Annotated in this window: 16 protein-coding genes and 1 pseudogene; 15 read left to right on the forward strand and 2 right to left on the reverse strand. The window is 64.6% G+C overall.

The annotated features are described in order from the left end of the window. Window positions 1-53: 53 nt before the first annotated feature. The 11 genes from EKK97_RS01605 to EKK97_RS01655 all read left to right on the forward strand — a co-directional run bounded on the left by EKK97_RS01605 (window position 54) and on the right by EKK97_RS01655 (window position 8,373). Window positions 54-812 (forward strand): GntR family transcriptional regulator, encoded by a 759-nt coding sequence (locus EKK97_RS01605; protein ID WP_086509553.1) that lies wholly within the window; start codon window positions 54-56, stop codon window positions 810-812. Next, the gene (locus EKK97_RS01610) at window positions 809-2,545 is read left to right on the forward strand and encodes a fumarate reductase/succinate dehydrogenase flavoprotein subunit (RefSeq protein WP_086509552.1); all 1,737 of its coding nucleotides are present in this window, start codon (window positions 809-811) and stop codon (window positions 2,543-2,545) included. The genes EKK97_RS01605 and EKK97_RS01610 overlap by 4 nt, the downstream gene beginning before the upstream one ends. A gap of 55 nt (window positions 2,546-2,600) precedes the next feature. Further along, window positions 2,601-2,834, forward strand: a complete 234-nt coding sequence (locus EKK97_RS01615) for a 4Fe-4S dicluster domain-containing protein (protein ID WP_086509551.1) — start codon at window positions 2,601-2,603, stop codon at window positions 2,832-2,834. Between the two features lie 3 nt (window positions 2,835-2,837). Beyond that, a complete protein-coding gene (locus EKK97_RS01620; RefSeq protein WP_159548269.1) occupies window positions 2,838-3,797 on the forward strand; it encodes a HEAT repeat domain-containing protein in 960 nt (319 codons plus the stop codon). A gap of 99 nt (window positions 3,798-3,896) precedes the next feature. Then, a complete protein-coding gene (fdxA, locus tag EKK97_RS01625) occupies window positions 3,897-4,220 on the forward strand; it encodes a ferredoxin FdxA (RefSeq protein WP_159548271.1) in 324 nt (107 codons plus the stop codon). 3 nt (window positions 4,221-4,223) lie between these two features. Beyond that, window positions 4,224-4,406 (forward strand): hypothetical protein, encoded by a 183-nt coding sequence (locus EKK97_RS01630; RefSeq protein WP_159548281.1) that lies wholly within the window; start codon window positions 4,224-4,226, stop codon window positions 4,404-4,406. A gap of 16 nt (window positions 4,407-4,422) precedes the next feature. Further along, complete coding sequence (locus EKK97_RS01635) at window positions 4,423-4,755, forward strand: DUF971 domain-containing protein (RefSeq protein WP_159548283.1); 333 nt, start codon at window positions 4,423-4,425, stop codon at window positions 4,753-4,755. Beyond that, complete coding sequence (locus EKK97_RS01640; protein ID WP_159548285.1) at window positions 4,755-5,765, forward strand: YeiH family protein; 1,011 nt, start codon at window positions 4,755-4,757, stop codon at window positions 5,763-5,765. The genes EKK97_RS01635 and EKK97_RS01640 overlap by 1 nt, the downstream gene beginning before the upstream one ends. A gap of 41 nt (window positions 5,766-5,806) precedes the next feature. After that, the gene (locus EKK97_RS01645; protein ID WP_159548287.1) at window positions 5,807-6,583 is read left to right on the forward strand and encodes a ferredoxin--NADP reductase; all 777 of its coding nucleotides are present in this window, start codon (window positions 5,807-5,809) and stop codon (window positions 6,581-6,583) included. 41 nt (window positions 6,584-6,624) lie between these two features. Further along, complete coding sequence (locus tag EKK97_RS01650; RefSeq protein ID WP_159548289.1) at window positions 6,625-7,386, forward strand: electron transfer flavoprotein subunit beta/FixA family protein; 762 nt, start codon at window positions 6,625-6,627, stop codon at window positions 7,384-7,386. A 42-nt stretch (window positions 7,387-7,428) separates the two neighbouring features. Then, window positions 7,429-8,373 carry an electron transfer flavoprotein subunit alpha/FixB family protein gene (locus tag EKK97_RS01655; RefSeq protein WP_159548291.1) on the forward strand — a complete coding sequence of 315 codons (945 nt, stop codon included), beginning with the start codon at window positions 7,429-7,431 and terminating at the stop codon, window positions 8,371-8,373. Here the strand turns inward: EKK97_RS01655 and EKK97_RS01660 are convergent. Together EKK97_RS01660 and EKK97_RS01665 are read right to left on the reverse strand one after the other, a co-directional pair. Beyond that, entirely contained in the window at window positions 8,367-9,032 is a 666-nt protein-coding gene (locus tag EKK97_RS01660; RefSeq protein ID WP_159548293.1) for a TetR/AcrR family transcriptional regulator, read from the reverse strand. The genes EKK97_RS01655 and EKK97_RS01660 overlap by 7 nt on opposite strands. Window positions 9,033-9,227: 195 nt before the next feature. Continuing rightward, complete coding sequence (locus EKK97_RS01665) at window positions 9,228-10,226, reverse strand: LysR substrate-binding domain-containing protein (protein WP_159548295.1); 999 nt, start codon at window positions 10,224-10,226, stop codon at window positions 9,228-9,230. Between the two features lie 169 nt (window positions 10,227-10,395). Between EKK97_RS01665 and dapA the strand changes: the two are divergent. From dapA to EKK97_RS01680, 4 genes and pseudogenes are all read left to right on the forward strand, one after another. Continuing rightward, window positions 10,396-11,285, forward strand: a pseudogene (gene dapA, locus EKK97_RS01670) (4-hydroxy-tetrahydrodipicolinate synthase). A gap of 24 nt (window positions 11,286-11,309) precedes the next feature. After that, a complete protein-coding gene (locus EKK97_RS24180) occupies window positions 11,310-12,110 on the forward strand; it encodes an NAD(P)/FAD-dependent oxidoreductase (protein WP_236551351.1) in 801 nt (266 codons plus the stop codon). A 94-nt stretch (window positions 12,111-12,204) separates the two neighbouring features. Next, a complete protein-coding gene (locus tag EKK97_RS24185; RefSeq protein WP_236551352.1) occupies window positions 12,205-12,636 on the forward strand; it encodes an FAD-dependent oxidoreductase in 432 nt (143 codons plus the stop codon). A gap of 24 nt (window positions 12,637-12,660) precedes the next feature. Continuing rightward, window positions 12,661-14,166 (forward strand): aldehyde dehydrogenase, encoded by a 1,506-nt coding sequence (locus EKK97_RS01680; protein ID WP_159548297.1) that lies wholly within the window; start codon window positions 12,661-12,663, stop codon window positions 14,164-14,166. Window positions 14,167-14,406: the final 240 nt, after the last annotated feature.

The following is a 14,406-nucleotide window of genomic DNA, read 5'->3' on the forward strand; positions in this document are numbered from 1 at the left end:
GGCACATTCGGCGCTCGAGTCGACATGACATGTCATGACAAGAGGCAACGACCATGAAAAGCCAGGAACTCAAGCTGCAGCCGGGCGACTCGCCGCAGCCGCTCTACGTGCAGATCCGCGACACCCTGCGGCGCAACATTCTCGAGGGCGGCTACTCGCCCCACGAGCGGCTGCCGTCGGAGAACACCCTGATGAAGAGCTTCGGCGTGAGCCGAATCACCATCCGCCAGGCCCTGCGCGACCTGCACAACGAGGGGCTGGTGTTCAGCGCCCAGGGCAAGGGCACCTTCGTCAGCAAGCCCAAGGCGGTGCAGAACGTGCAGCGCTTGCAGGGCTTCGGCGAGGCCATGGCAGCGCAGGGGTACGAGGCCACGGCGCGGCTGCTGTCGATCCAGGAGTGCAAGCCGGGCAAGGCGGTGGCCGCCGCGCTCGGGCTGCGCTCCGGCGACGCCGTGGTGGAGGTCAAGCGGGTGCGCTACCTCAACCGCGAGCCGGTCTCGCTGGAGAGCAGCTACTTCCCCATGGACATCGGCCGGCGGCTGTTCGGTCAGGAGCTCTCCGGCGACATCTTTCCGATGCTGGAGAACCGCTTCTCGATTCCGCTCGGTGCGGCGGACATCGCCATCGATTCCACCCTCTGCGACGAGGAAACCCAGCACCACCTCAACCTCAGGATGGGCGAGCCCATTCTGCGCGTCGAGCGATTGACCTACGACCGCACGGGTCGGCCGGTCGACTTCGAGTACCTCTGCTTCCGCGGGGACGCCTTCAAATACCAATTCCGAGTGGATCGGAAATCGGAGGAATCATGAACGCAAGCGACATTCCCGTCATCGATGTCGACGTGCTGGTCATCGGCGGCGGCACCGCCGGCCCCATGGCGGCCGTGACCGCCAAGGAGCAGGATCCGAATCTCAAGGTGATGCTGCTGGAGAAGGCCAACGTCAAGCGCTCCGGCGCCATCTCCATGGGCATGGACGGACTCAACAACGCCATCGTGCCCGGCCACTCGACGCCCGAGCAGTACGTCAAGGAGATCACCATTGCCAACGACGGCATCGTCCACCAGCCGGCGCTGATGGCCTATGCCCAGCGCTCCTTCCCGATGATCGAGAAGCTCGACTCCTGGGGCGTGCACTTCCAGAAGGACGAGACCGGCGACTACGACATGAAGAAGGTCCACCACCTCGGCACCTACGTGCTGCCGATGCCGGAGGGCCACAACGTCAAGAAGATCCTCTATCGCCGCCTGCGCCGCCACCGGGTGCAGATCGAGAACCGCTACCAAGCCACCCGCCTGCTCAAGGATGGCGACGGCAGGATTGCCGGCATGATCGGAGTGAACACGCGCACCGCCGAGCCGATCATCATCCGCGCCAAGGCCGTGATCATGGCCACCGGGGCCGCCGGGCGCATCGGCCTGCCGACGTCGGGCTACCTGTTTGGCACCTACGAGAACCCCTCCAACAACGGCGACGGCCATGCCATGGCCTATCACGTGGGGGCCGACCTGGCGAACCTCGAGTGCTTCCAGATCAACCCGCTGCTCAAGGACTACAACGGCCCGGCCTGCGCCTACGTCACCGGCCCACTCGGCGGCTTCACCGCCAACTCCCAGGGCGAGCGCTTCATCGAGTGCGACTACTGGTCGGGCCAGATGATGCTGGAGTTCTTCAAGGAGCTGGAGGGCGGCAACGGCCCGGTGTTCCTCAAGCTCGACCACCTGGCCGAAGAAACCATCCAGGAGATCGAGACCGTCCTGCACACCAACGAACGTCCCTCGCGCGGGCGCTTCCACGACGGCCGCGAGACCGACTATCGCCAGCACATGGTCGAGATGCACATCTCCGAGGTCGGCTTCTGCTCGGGCCACTCCGCCTCGGGCGTGTGGGTGGACGAGACCGGTGCCACCACCGTGCCGGGCCTGTATGGTGCCGGTGACATGGCCTCGGTAGCTCACTCCTACATGCTCGGCGCCTTCGTCTACGGCCAGATCTGCGGCGAGAGCGCGGCCGCCTTCGCCAAGGCGCGCAGCGGCATGCCGACCCTCGACGAGGCCTTCATCGCCGCCGAGCTGGAGCGCATCCAGGCGCCGCTCAAGGTGACCGACGGCATCCCCCCGGCGCAGATGGAGTACAAGGTGCGCCGCCTGGTCAACGACTACCTGCAGCCGCCCAAGGTGACCCGAAAGATGGAGATCGGCCTGCAGCGCATCCTCGCGGTGCGCGAGGACCTGCCCCGCTTGCAGGCCACCGACCCCCACGAGCTCCTGCGCGCGATGGAGGTGCAATCGATCATCGACTGCGCCGAGATGGCCGCCCGCGCCTCGCTCTATCGCACCGAGTCGCGCTGGGGGCTCTATCACTACCGGGTCGATTGTCCCGAACAGAACGACGCCGAGTGGTTCTGCCATACCCGCCTGTACAAGGACGACAACGGCAACATGGCCCATGGCAAGCGACCTGTGGCGCCCTATCTCGTCGAACTCGGCGAGGAGAAGGACGCCTACCAGAAGCTGCGTGTGCAGAAGGCCGCCAACGCCTGAGCCCCCAGGCAAGCGACGAGAGGCGCGCGAACAACAGAATTCGAGGAGAGAAACCATGCCGACTGCAACGCAACGCACCAGCGTCCCGGTGATCGTCGACGAGGACAAGTGTATCGCCGACAAGGGCTGCACCGTGTGCATCGACGTCTGCCCGCTCGACGTGCTGTGGATCAATCCGGCCACCGGCAAGGCGCACATGCGCTACGACGAGTGCTGGTACTGCATGCCCTGCGAGGCCGACTGCCCAACCGATGCCGTCAAGGTCGAAATCCCCTACCTGCTGAGGTGAGCCATGAAACAGTACGACGATCCCGAGCTGCAGGAGATTGCCGAGAAGCTCGCCGACCCGGACCCCGGCATTCGCCGTGTGGCGGTGCTGGCGCTGGTCGACTCGGGCGAGCCCGAGGCCGCCGAGCTGCTGATCCAGGCGCTCAAGGACGAGGACCCGGCGGTTCGCCAGGAGGCGGCCAAGGTGGTCGATGAGTTCGATGCCGAGGATATCGCCGACTCGCTGCTGGCGGCGCTGAGCGACGGCGATGAGGTAGTGCGCAATGCCGCCGCCCACGCCCTGGCCGACCTCAAGGATCCCAGTGTCGCGCCGCCGCTGCTGGCTGCCCTGGAGCGCAGCGACGACCCCTTCGTTGTGGCCGGCATTCTGCGCGCGCTCAAGCCGCTGCGGGTGGCCGCGGCACAGACCCCGGCGCTCACGCGTTTGAGCGACGACGATGCCCGCGTGCGGCGTGAGGCGGTGGGCGTGCTCGGGTGGCTCAAGGCCGTGGAGAACCTGCCGGCGCTGATCGACCGCGCCAGGAGCGATGCCGACCCCGAGGTGCGGCGTGCTGCCGCCGGCGCTCTGGTCTACGCCTCTGCCGAGCGGGTGGGGCCGCCGCTGGTGGCGATCCTCGCAGACCCGCACTGGCAGGTGCGCTGCGAGGCCGCTCTCGGCATCGGCAAGCTCGACTATCAGGCCGGGCTCGAGCCGCTGATCGCGGCCAGCCGCGATGGGACCTGGCAGGTACGCGAAAAGGCCGCCGAAGCGCTGGGCAAGCTGGGTGGCGTGGCCGCCGTACCGGCGCTGGGCGAGTGCGCTCGGGATGCGATGAGCAATCTGCGCAAGGCGGCCATCAGTGCCCTGGGCACCATCGCCGAGCCGGAGTGCCGGCCATACATCGAGCGGGCCCTCGACGACCCCGATCCGGACGTGCGCAAGCTGGCGCGCTGGGCGCAGTCGCAGCTCGACAACGCCGCCTGAACCATCTTTCGCCCGGAAAGGGAATGACGCACTACGCGTATTGGCCAGGCGGTACGCCTGCCTGGCCTGCTCCCTCTGCATTCCTGAGGAGACGTGACAATGACCTATGTCGTGACCGAGAACTGTATCCGCTGCAAGTACACCGACTGCGTGGAAGTGTGCCCGGTGGACTGCTTCCACGAGGGCCCCAACTTCCTCGTCATCGATCCCGTGGAGTGCATCGACTGCTCGCTGTGCGCTCCCGAGTGCCCGGCGGATGCGATCTACGCCGCCGACGAGCTGCCGCCCGACCAGGCGCACTTCCTCGATCTCAATGCCGAACTCGCCCAGGTGTGGCCGGTGATCGCCGAGGCCCGGCTGCCGCTGGGCGAGGCCGATCTCTGGGTCGATCGGGGCGAGAAGCTGCAGTACCTGGAGCGCTGACGCGTGCGCCAACTTGTCATGACGAGTTGCCGCGCGCGCGTCGCGCTGCTCGTCATCGTGCTGGGAGCCAGCGTCAGCGTCAGCGACAGCGCCCGGCCGATGGTCGAGGTGGTCGCGCCCGCGCCGCCCGCGGAGGTGCCCATGCTGTGCCTGCGTGATCGACCGTCACCCGTTTCACCAATCTGATCGTCAGGAGGTTGTCATGACGGCTATCGCCGATGTTCCGGAACATCTGCGCCATACCATTGCCCCGCCCGACGGCGTGCACCTCAATCGCCGCAAGCGGGAGGTGGAGATCCGCTGGCCCGACGGCCGCACAGACACGCTCTCCTGCCTGGCGCTGCGGGCCGCCTGCGCCTGCTCGAGCTGCCTGCATGCCAAGCGCAGCGGGCGGCTGGCGCTGTACGACGCCGACATCACCGTGGTCGACGCCAAGCCCTTCGGCGTCAGCGGCTTGCAGCTGTTCTTCTCCGATGGCCACAGCCGGGGCGTGTTTCCCTGGGGCTATCTGCGTGAACTGGGCGAGACGGCGTGATGAACTCGCCCATGCCGCTTGCCGTGGCGCCGCCCTGGGCCGCGCTCAAGCGCCTCTATCCCGGGGTTTCGCTGTGCCTCGTGCTGGCCCTGGCCGGCAGCTTCCTGGCCGAGCACTACGGCGCTCCGGCGCTGCTGCTCGCACTGCTGCTGGGCTTCGGGTTCGCCAGCCAGGCCGGTGAGGCGCGCCTGCAGGCCGGTGTCGGCTTCTGTGCTAGGCGGGTGCTGCGAATCGGCGTGGCCCTGCTCGGCGCACGCATCGGCCTGACACAACTACAGGAGATCGGCTGGCTGCCGCTCGCAGTGGTGCTTACCAGCGTGCCGCTGATCCTCGCCGCGGCGCTGTGGCTGGGGCGCTGCCTGGGCTTGCCGGCGCCGCACAGCCTGGTGGCCGGGGCGGCGGTGGCGATCTGCGGCGTGTCGGCGGCGGTGGCGGTGGCCGCCGTGCTGCCTGCCGGCCGCCTCGAGGAGCGCCGCCTGCTGGGCGTGGTGGTGTGCATCACTGCGCTGGGCACGCTTGCCATGCTCGGCCTGCCACCGCTCACCGCACTGCTCGGCTACGGCGACATCGTCAGCGGGCTGTTCCTCGGCGCCACCATCCATGACGTGGCCCAGGCCGCCGGGGCGGGATATCTCGTCTCCGACGCTGCCGGCGACGTGGCCACGCTGACCAAGCTGCTGCGCGTGGCGTTGCTGGTACCGCTGGTGCTGATGATCGGCCTGCTGCTGCGTCGCGGTCAGAGCGGTGCCGGCGAATTCCCCTGGTTCCTGCTCGGCTTCGTCGCGCTGTTCGCCGCCAACAGCCTGGGGCTGCTGCCCCAGGGGCTGCGTGACCTGCTCGTCAGCGCTTCCCAGTGGTGCCTGCTGGTGACCATGGCGGCGCTGGGCATGCGAACTTCGCTGCGCGACCTGCTGGCCCAGGGCTGGCGTCCGCTGTCGCTGCTCTGCGCCCTGAGCGCAGCGCTGGTACTCACCGTGATGGGCCTGCTGGCGCTGCTGCCGGTGGCCTGAACCGCATCGCTTGCGATGCAAGACGACTGGAGGTAATCCTCATGGCTGCTATCGGAACCGCCGACGTACTGAGCGTCCACCACTGGAACGACACCCTGTTCAGCTTCCGCACCACCCGCGACCAGTCGCTGCGCTTCGAGAACGGTCACTTCGTGATGATCGGGCTCGAAGTGGGTGGCAAGCCGCTGATGCGTGCCTACAGCATCGTCAGTGCCAATCATGACGACTATCTCGAGTTTCTCAGCATCAAGGTGCCCGACGGACCGCTCACCTCGCGCCTGCAGCACCTCAAGGTGGGCGATCAGATCATGGTCAGCCGCAAGCCGGTGGGCACCCTGGTCGTCCATGACCTGACCCCGGCCCGGCATCTCTACCTGCTGAGTACCGGCACGGGGCTGGCGCCGTTCATGAGCATCATCAAGGACCCGGAGGTCTACGAGCGCTTCGAGAAAGTCGTGCTTGTGCACTGCGTGCGCTACGTCAGCGAGCTGGCCTACCACGACCACATCGTCGACGAACTGCCTGAGCACGAATTCCTCGGTGAGGAGATTCGCGACAAGCTGATCTACTACCCCACCGTGACTCGCGAGCCGTTCCGCAACCAGGGCCGTATCACCACGCTGATCGAGAGCGGCAAGCTGTGCGCCGACATCGGTCGGCCGCCGCTCAACCCCGAGACCGATCGGGTCATGCTGTGCGGCAGCCCCGCCATGCTCTCGGATCTTACCGCCATGCTCGACGACCTGGGCTTCCAGGCCAGCCCGCAGCAGGGCGAGCCGGGTGACTATGTCATCGAGCGTGCCTTCGTCGAGAAGTAAGCAGCAGTCGGGAGCCAGGAGCCAGAAGCCAGGAGAGAACCATGAAGATCCTCGTCGCGGTCAAACGCGTCATCGACTACAACGTCAAGATCCGCGTCAAGCCGGATCACTCCGACGTCGACCTCACCAACGTCAAGATGGCCATGAACCCCTTCTGCGAGATCGCCGTGGAAGAGGCGGTGCGGCTGAAGGAGCGCGGGGTGGCGACGGAAGTGGTCGCCGTGACCATCGGCCCCAAGGCCGCCCAGGAGCAGCTGCGCACCGCGCTGGCGCTGGGTGCCGATCGTGCCGTGCATATCGATACGTCAGCCGAGACCGAGGAGCGCGTCGAGTCGCTGGCCGCGGCCAAGCTGCTGGCCAAGGTGGTGGAAGAGGAGCAGCCCGGTCTCGTCATTCTCGGCAAGCAGGCCATCGATACCGACAACAACCAGACCGGCCAGATGCTCGCCGCCCTGGCCGGCCTGCCCCAGGGTACCTTCGCCTCCGAGGTGAAGGTGGACGGTGGCAAGGTCCAGGTGACCCGCGAGATCGACGGCGGCCTGCAGACCGTCGAGCTGACCCTGCCGGCCATCGTCACCACCGACCTGCGCTTGAACGAGCCGCGCTACGCCAAGCTGCCCGACATCATGAAGGCCAAGAAGAAGCCGCTCGACGTCAAGAGTCCGGCCGATTACGGCGTCGAGGTGGCCAGCCGGCTCACGCTGCTCAAGGTCGAGTCACCGGCCGAGCGCAAGGGCGGCATCAAGGTGGGCTCCGTCGACGAGCTCGTGGACAAACTCAAGAACGAAGCCAAGGTTCTTTGAGAACCGTTCTTTGAAAATAGGGATTTGAGGGGAGCCGATCGCATGAGCATCCTGGTACTCGCCGACCATCACGACGGCCAGCTCGTTGGCGCCACCGCCCACGTGGTGGCGGCTGCCGAGAAGTTGAAAGCGTCCATCGGCGGCGACATCGACGTGCTGGTCGCCGGCGAGAACGTCGGCGCCGTGGCCGAGGCCGCTGCCAAGCTCGACGGCGTGAGCAAGGTCCGCGTGGCCGACAACGCCGTCTACGCCCACCAGTTGGTCGAGCCCATGGGCGCGCTGCTGGCCGAGCTGGCCGATGGCTACAGTCACGTGCTGGCTGCCGCCACCACCACCGGCAAGAACGTGCTGCCGCGGGTTGCCGCGCTGAAGGACGTCAGCCAGCTCTCCGAAATCGTCGAGGTGGTCGACGCCGACACCTTCAAGCGGCCGATCTACGCCGGCAACGCCATCGCCACGGTCAAGAGTGCCGACAGCCTCAAGGTGATCACCGTGCGCAGCACCGGCTTCGATGCCGTGGGCGAAGGGAATAGTGCCGCCATCGAGAGCGTCGAGGTCGTGGCCGAGAACACCCAGTCCACCTTCATCAAGCAGGAGCTGGCGCAGAGCGACCGTCCCGAACTGGCCGCGGCCAAGGTGGTCATCTCCGGCGGGCGCGGCATGGGCAGCGGCGAGAACTTCAAGCTGCTCGACGGCATCGCCGACAAGCTGGGTGCCGCTATCGGGGCCTCGCGGGCGGCGGTGGACGCCGGCTTCGTGCCCAACGACATGCAGGTGGGCCAGACCGGCAAGATCGTCGCGCCGGAGCTCTACATTGCCGTGGGTATTTCCGGTGCCATCCAGCACCTGGCCGGCATGAAGGACTCCAAGGTGATCGTGGCGATCAACAAGGACGAAGAGGCGCCGATCTTCCAGGTGGCGGATTACGGCCTGGTGGGCGACCTGTTCGAGATTCTGCCGGCATTCGAGGAGCGGCTGGATCAGTGACCGGCAGTGCCTGATGCCGCTTGTGCGTCTTCCATCGCACGACCATGCCGGGCCTGGAAGCGCTGCAGCTCGCGGGGTTGCGGCGCCTGCCCGGTGAAGATCTCGACATAGGCGGGAATACGCTGCATGCGGACCTCGAGCGTTTCCTGGGTCTTCATTGAGATGTAGCCGATCTGGGTCAGGTAGATGGTGCGGCCGCGCACGTTGGCCGCCAGCGGCTCGAAGCCGTAGCGCTCGAACATTTGCGTCAGTGCCTCGATGCGCGCCTCGTCGGCCATGTCGATTTCCTTGGCCACCTCATCCGACTGCAGCGCCCAGCTGCGCATGGCGAACTCCAGCGGGGAATCGAACAGCTTGGGGTCCAGCCAGCAGTCGAAGACGTTGAGAATCGCCTCGGTAATGCTCTCGGCATAGGCTTCGGTCTGGCGCACCAGGCCCTGGGTGTTCTTCTCCCGCCAGCGCTCGATCAGGGCGTCGAGCAGCGCTTCGCGATCCTTGAAGAACCAGTAGAAACTGGTGCGCGAGACATCGAGCCGCTTGGCCAGCGGCAGGATACGCACGCTATCCACACCGGAGTCGAGCAGCAGCTCGAAGGCGGCGTCGAGCCAGGCATCGCGGGAGCCTTTCCATTTAGTGTTGCTATCACTGCCAGGCGGCATCGAGATGGTTTCTCCCTCATCCGGGGCGCAGCGCAGCAGGTAGGCGCCAGCGAAAGGATGAAGTGTACACCGGTGTCTGGTTAATGTACACGTAGCCACCTGGCTCTGGCTTCGAGCGCGTGATGCGCTCAGGTCAGAAGGTTTGCCGGAGCCGAAGAGCCTGATCTTGATTGAGCCAAGCCAGTCCGAGTGGCCTTAGCAGGTCCGTTTTGGCGCAGAGTCGGGTTCCTGTGTCACCCCGCTCTGCTGCAGGAACCATTTCCGGAAGCGAGTCATGGCCTCTTCGTCTCCCTTGTCCTCACGGTAGGCCATGTAATGGTGCGTCTCTTCCAGCACGACCTCTTGCTCGACGGGCCTGATCAAGAGGCCTTGGTCAATCAGCGGGCCGACGAGATGGTGCCAGCCCAAAGCGACGCCTTGTCCATTGAGCACCATCTGGATCAGCAAATTGTAATCGTTGGCGTTGAAATAATGGGGTCCTTGGGACAGACGATCCTCAATGTCCAGATGATGAATGGCGAGCCATACCCCCCAGTCCACGTGCTCGGCCACCTGGGAGCGGCCATATGGACTCAGGTTGAGCAGCACGCCATCTCGTAGTCCCTCGAGGTTACGGATCTCTGGATGAGCCTCGAGGTAACACGGCGTGCACACAGGATATATCCGGTCATGAAACAACGGAATGCTGATATAGCCATTCCGTACCCGCGACATCTTGGTGATGAAGATGTCTGGATTGACCCCCGGTTCCATGGTCAGGAAGTTCTGGGTCGTGACCAGATTGAGGTCAATGTCTGGATTGTCACTGAAGAAGCTGGGCAGCCGATGTGACATCCACAGCGCCGAAAAGGCTGGGGAACAACATAGCGTGAGGGTGCGCCTGGCACTGCTGCCATGGTCCTTCTGAATACGTTCTGCGGCCTGGGCAATATTAATGAAGGATAATTGTGCTGCATCGAAGAAAATTGAACCGGCATGGGTCAATTCGACCGAGCGACCGGCTCGCTTGAACAGGGGCGTGCCCAGGTGGCTTTCGAGTTCACGGATCTGCCGGCTGATGGCCGCCTGGGTAACGCATAGTGCCTCGGCAGCGCGGGTGAAGTTTTGGTATTTAGCTGCCGCCACGAAGGACCTCACCGCGCGCAGCGATGGCATCTTGAGGAGCTTCTGATCGGGATCGGTATGTGTCGTCATATGCCGGTTGACCTGTCGGTGCCGTATGCCGCCTTGCTACGAAGGTATGAGCATAACATCTAGTCATGCTTTGCCTGGATTAAATGTTGCTTCTTCGGGGAAGAGTCGCCCGCGTACCATCATTTCTAACGTCCGTTCCTTTCCCCTGAATAATCATAAAGGTGCTTATATGAACTTCGATGGTATCTGGACCCCCGTCGTAACGCCCTTCACCCAAGAGGGTGCCATCCAGCTCGAAACGTTGGGCAAGGTAATCGACACCTTGATAGACCAGGGGGTGCATGGCCTGATCATTGGCGGTACGACCGGCGAGTATTATGCGTTGAGCAGGGATGAGCGCAAGCGAGTCCTCGATTTCGTCGCAGGGCATGCCAAGGGGCGTATTCCGATCATGGCAGGCATCAATGCCACGACCACTGAAGAGAGTCTCGAACTCGGGCAACATGCCAAGGCGGCCGGTTTCGATGCCATCCTGGTGGCGGCTCCCTATTATTGCCAGCCGACTCAGGAGGAGCTACTGACGCATGTCCAGCGTATCGACGATGCCCTCGACATGCCGACCATGCTCTACAACTTCCCCGACCGCACCGGCACCCCCATGAGCTTCGAGTTCATCGAGGCCCTGCGCGACCGCCCGAATTTTCAAGCCATCAAGGAGAGCACCGGTTCGGTCGAGCGCATGCATGCCCTGGCCAACGAGTTTTCCGACCTGCTCCAACTGAGCTGTGGCATGGACGATCAGGTACTGGAATTCTTCGTCTGGGGCGCGCGCAGTTGGGTCGGGGTGCCTCCAACTTCCTGGCGCCGGAACATGTGGCGTTGTACCAGGCCTGTGTCGTCGACCAGGACTTCGTCACCGGACGTGAACTCGCTGCTCGCCTGCTGCCGATGCTGAACCTGCTCGAGCAGGGGGGCAAGTTCTGCCAGTACATCAAGTATGGCTGCGAGCTGGCCGGGCTGCCCGTAGGGGCTGCGCGCTCACCGCTGATGCCGCTGAACGAAGCCGAGAAGGCCAGCTTCCAGCGTACCTATGACGCCCTGGTGCAACACCGCGGCTGATAACGGGCGCCGGAGATTCGATCCATGCAGCTGAAATGTCGTTTCCTGCCACAGAATGACGGGCGTTGCGGTTGGTATGAACTGCTGCCGCCGCCGCCTGCATCGACGCCGCTCAGGGGCGAGGTCAAGGCCGACTGGGTGGTGCTGGGGGCAGGGTTGGCCGGTCTGGCCGCTGCACGCCGGCTGGCCGAGCTGCAGCCGAACGCTGCCATCGCCATCGTGGATGCGCGGCGTGTCGGTTTCGGGGCCGCCGGGCGGAATTCCGGTTTCATGGTGGATTTGCCGCACGATCTGAACTCGCACAACTACACCGGGGATCAGTCCGCCGATCGCAAGCTCATCCGGCTCAATCGTGGGGCGATAGATTTCATGCGTTCGATCGTGCAGCAGCATGCCATCGAGTGCGACTGGCGCGAGCAGGGCAAGCTGCACGGCGCGGTAGAGGGTCGCGCGGTACAGGCCCTGGAGACGTTCGCCAAGGGCTTGTCAGCTCTCGGCGAGCCCTATCGCGAACTCGACACCCGCGAGATGAAGGCAATAACCGGCACCGACTTCTATCGTGCCGGAGTGCACGCCCCCGGCGCCGTGCTGGTGCAGCCGGCTGCGCTGGTTCGCGGACTCGGGGCCAGCCTGCCGGAGAACGTACGCCTCTACGAAGACAGCCCCGTCCGCGAGATCGAGGTGGGCCGGCCCCATAAGCTGGTGACCGACAAGGGCAGGCTAAAGGCCCCCGATTGGTGCTGGCCAATAACGCCTATGCCGCCCAGTTCGGTCAGCTCGGGCTCAAGGGCCGGCTTCTGCCCGTCTACACCTACGGCAGCCTGACCCGCCCTCTCAATGCGCAAGAGCTGGCGGCACTGGGGGCGAGGCGTGCTGGGGCCTGATACCGGCCGACCCAATGGGCACGACGGTGCGGCGCATGGGCGACGGGCGCATCTGCATCCGCAATTGCTTTACCTACAACCCCAGTGTCAGCACCAGTGAAAACCGGCTGGCACGAGTGCGTGCCATCCATCGCCGTTCCTTCGAAAGACGCTTCCCCATGCTGCCGAACGTCGAGATGGAATACACCTGGGGAGGCGCGCTGTGCCTGACCCGCAATGGAGGCACGCCGTTCGGCGAGATCGCCCCTGGCGTCTACAGTGCCGTTTGCCAGAACGGACTGGGCCTGACGCGCGGCACGATCTCCGGAAAATTGATCGCCGAGTACGCACTCGGGATCGAGAGCGAACTGCTCGACATCATGCTGGAGCAGCCCAAGCCACAGTCAAACCCCCCCGAGCCACTGCTCGGTATAGGGGTGCGTTCAACCCTTGCCTGGAAGGAGTGGCAAGCCGGAACCGAACTCTGACCCACCCACACGAGGAGAACAACAATGTCCGAGAACCTGACGCGGGAGGCCATCAAGAGCCAGGTCGAGCGACTCGAGTACCGCAACCTGGCCTTCATCGACGGCCGCTTCGTTCCCGCGAGTTCCGGCGAAACACTCGAGACACTCAATCCAGCCACCGGGGAGTGCTTGACGCGAGTCGCCGCCTGCGATTCCGCCGATGTGGACCTCGCGGTCCAGGCTGCCCGTCGTGCCTTCGAGGCCGGCGTCTGGTCGGGCCTCGCACCCGCCGAGCGCAAGGCCACCATGCAGCGCTTCGCCGACTTGATCGAGGAGCACTGCCTAGAACTGGCCGTTCTCGAATCCCTCGAGGCGGGCAAGCCGATCAGTGAGTGCTTCAACGTCGATATTCCCGATACCGCCAACACCATTCGCTGGCATGCCGAAGCCGTCGACAAGCTCTATGACGCCGTCGCGCCTACCGCCAAAGGCGTGGTGGCCACGGTCACCCGCGAGCCGATCGGTGTAGTGGGTGCAGTGCTGCCGTGGAACTTCCCCGCCATGATGGCGGGCTGGAAACTGGGGCCGGCCCTGGCCACGGGTAACAGCGTAGTGCTCAAGCCTGCCGAGCTGACCTCCCTCAGCACCCTGCGGCTAGCCGAGCTAGCGCATGAGGCCGGCATTCCGGCCGGCGTGTTGAACGTCGTGCCGGGGCTTGGTCATGTGGCCGGCAAGGCCATTGGCTTGCACCCGGATATCGACCTGGTTGCATTCACCGGTTCCACCGAAATCGGCCGTCGCTTCCTCGAATACTCGGCGGCCAGCAACCTCAAGCGGATCGTGCTGGAGTGCGGGGGCAAGAATCCGCAGGTGGTCATGCCTGACGTGAGCGACATCAAGACGGTGGCGAGCAATGTCCTGGCGGCTGCGTTCTGGAACATGGGCGAGAACTGCTCGGCGGGTTCGCGCCTGATCGTGCACCGGTCGGTGAAGGATGCGCTGATCGACGAGATGCAGCGCCAGCTCGAGGAGGAATGGGCCACCGGCGATCCGTTGGATCCCGAGGTCAATCTCGGTGCGTTGATCGAAAAGGACCACATGGACAAGGTTCTGGGTCACATCGAGCGTGCCAAGGCCGATGGGCTGACCCTGGTGACCGGAGGGATGCGCATGCGCGAGGAGAGCGGCGGTTATTTTGTCGCCCCAACCGTCTTCGACGAGGTGCCTCGGGATGCCGCGGTGGCCAAGGAGGAGATCTTCGGGCCGGTGCTGGCGGTGATTCCCTTCGATACCGAGGAAGAGGCCGTCGCCATCGCCAACGACACCTGCTATGGCCTGGCAGCCTCGCTGTGGAGCGATGATCTCAACACGGTGCATCGCATGGCCGGGGCGATTCGGGCCGGCACCGTCTCCGTCAACTGCTTCTCGGAGGGAGACATCACCACACCCTTCGGCGGTTACAAGCAGTCTGGCTTCGGTGGCCGGGACAAGTCGGTCTACGCCCACGACCAGTACTGCGAGCTCAAGACGACCTGGATCCAGCTGTCCTGATCCAAGGCTAGCCAACTAGCGGATCCTGAACGGCAATCGTCCTTCGCGCCTAGCGGATGACGATTGCTCGGAGCCGTGCACGACGGTGTGCATCAACCATAACTTCAGGTTTTGCTTTGTACGGAGGAAAAGTCGTTTCCATTACCTTTGCTACAGCTATAGCTTGAAAAAATGCTTGGTCGTGATCGATTGACCAAGTAAGAGATGAATCCCAACTATAAAATATCGCTGGAGATGTGT

Origin of the sequence: Billgrantia tianxiuensis (assembly GCF_009834345.1) — a bacterium.
GTDB lineage: Bacteria > Pseudomonadota > Gammaproteobacteria > Pseudomonadales > Halomonadaceae > Halomonas > Halomonas tianxiuensis.

Bases quoted from the DNA above. Each gene is read 5' to 3' on its own strand.
- EKK97_RS01605 (WP_086509553.1), top strand. From the start codon at position 54: ATGAAAAGCCAGGAACTCAAGCTGCAGCCGGGCGACTCGCCGCAGCCG.
- EKK97_RS01610 (WP_086509552.1), top strand. From the start codon at position 809: ATGAACGCAAGCGACATTCCCGTCATCGATGTCGACGTGCTGGTCATC.
- EKK97_RS01615 (WP_086509551.1), top strand. From the start codon at position 2,601: ATGCCGACTGCAACGCAACGCACCAGCGTCCCGGTGATCGTCGACGAG.
- EKK97_RS01620 (WP_159548269.1), top strand. From the start codon at position 2,838: ATGAAACAGTACGACGATCCCGAGCTGCAGGAGATTGCCGAGAAGCTC.
- fdxA (WP_159548271.1), top strand. From the start codon at position 3,897: ATGACCTATGTCGTGACCGAGAACTGTATCCGCTGCAAGTACACCGAC.
- EKK97_RS01635 (WP_159548283.1), top strand. From the start codon at position 4,423: ATGACGGCTATCGCCGATGTTCCGGAACATCTGCGCCATACCATTGCC.
- EKK97_RS01640 (WP_159548285.1), top strand. From the start codon at position 4,755: ATGAACTCGCCCATGCCGCTTGCCGTGGCGCCGCCCTGGGCCGCGCTC.
- EKK97_RS01645 (WP_159548287.1), top strand. From the start codon at position 5,807: ATGGCTGCTATCGGAACCGCCGACGTACTGAGCGTCCACCACTGGAAC.
- EKK97_RS01650 (WP_159548289.1), top strand. From the start codon at position 6,625: ATGAAGATCCTCGTCGCGGTCAAACGCGTCATCGACTACAACGTCAAG.
- EKK97_RS01655 (WP_159548291.1), top strand. From the start codon at position 7,429: ATGAGCATCCTGGTACTCGCCGACCATCACGACGGCCAGCTCGTTGGC.
- EKK97_RS01660 (WP_159548293.1), bottom strand. From the start codon at position 9,032: ATGCCGCCTGGCAGTGATAGCAACACTAAATGGAAAGGCTCCCGCGAT.
- EKK97_RS01665 (WP_159548295.1), bottom strand. From the start codon at position 10,226: ATGACGACACATACCGATCCCGATCAGAAGCTCCTCAAGATGCCATCG.
- EKK97_RS24180 (WP_236551351.1), top strand. From the start codon at position 11,310: ATGCAGCTGAAATGTCGTTTCCTGCCACAGAATGACGGGCGTTGCGGT.
- EKK97_RS24185 (WP_236551352.1), top strand. From the start codon at position 12,205: ATGGGCGACGGGCGCATCTGCATCCGCAATTGCTTTACCTACAACCCC.
- EKK97_RS01680 (WP_159548297.1), top strand. From the start codon at position 12,661: ATGTCCGAGAACCTGACGCGGGAGGCCATCAAGAGCCAGGTCGAGCGA.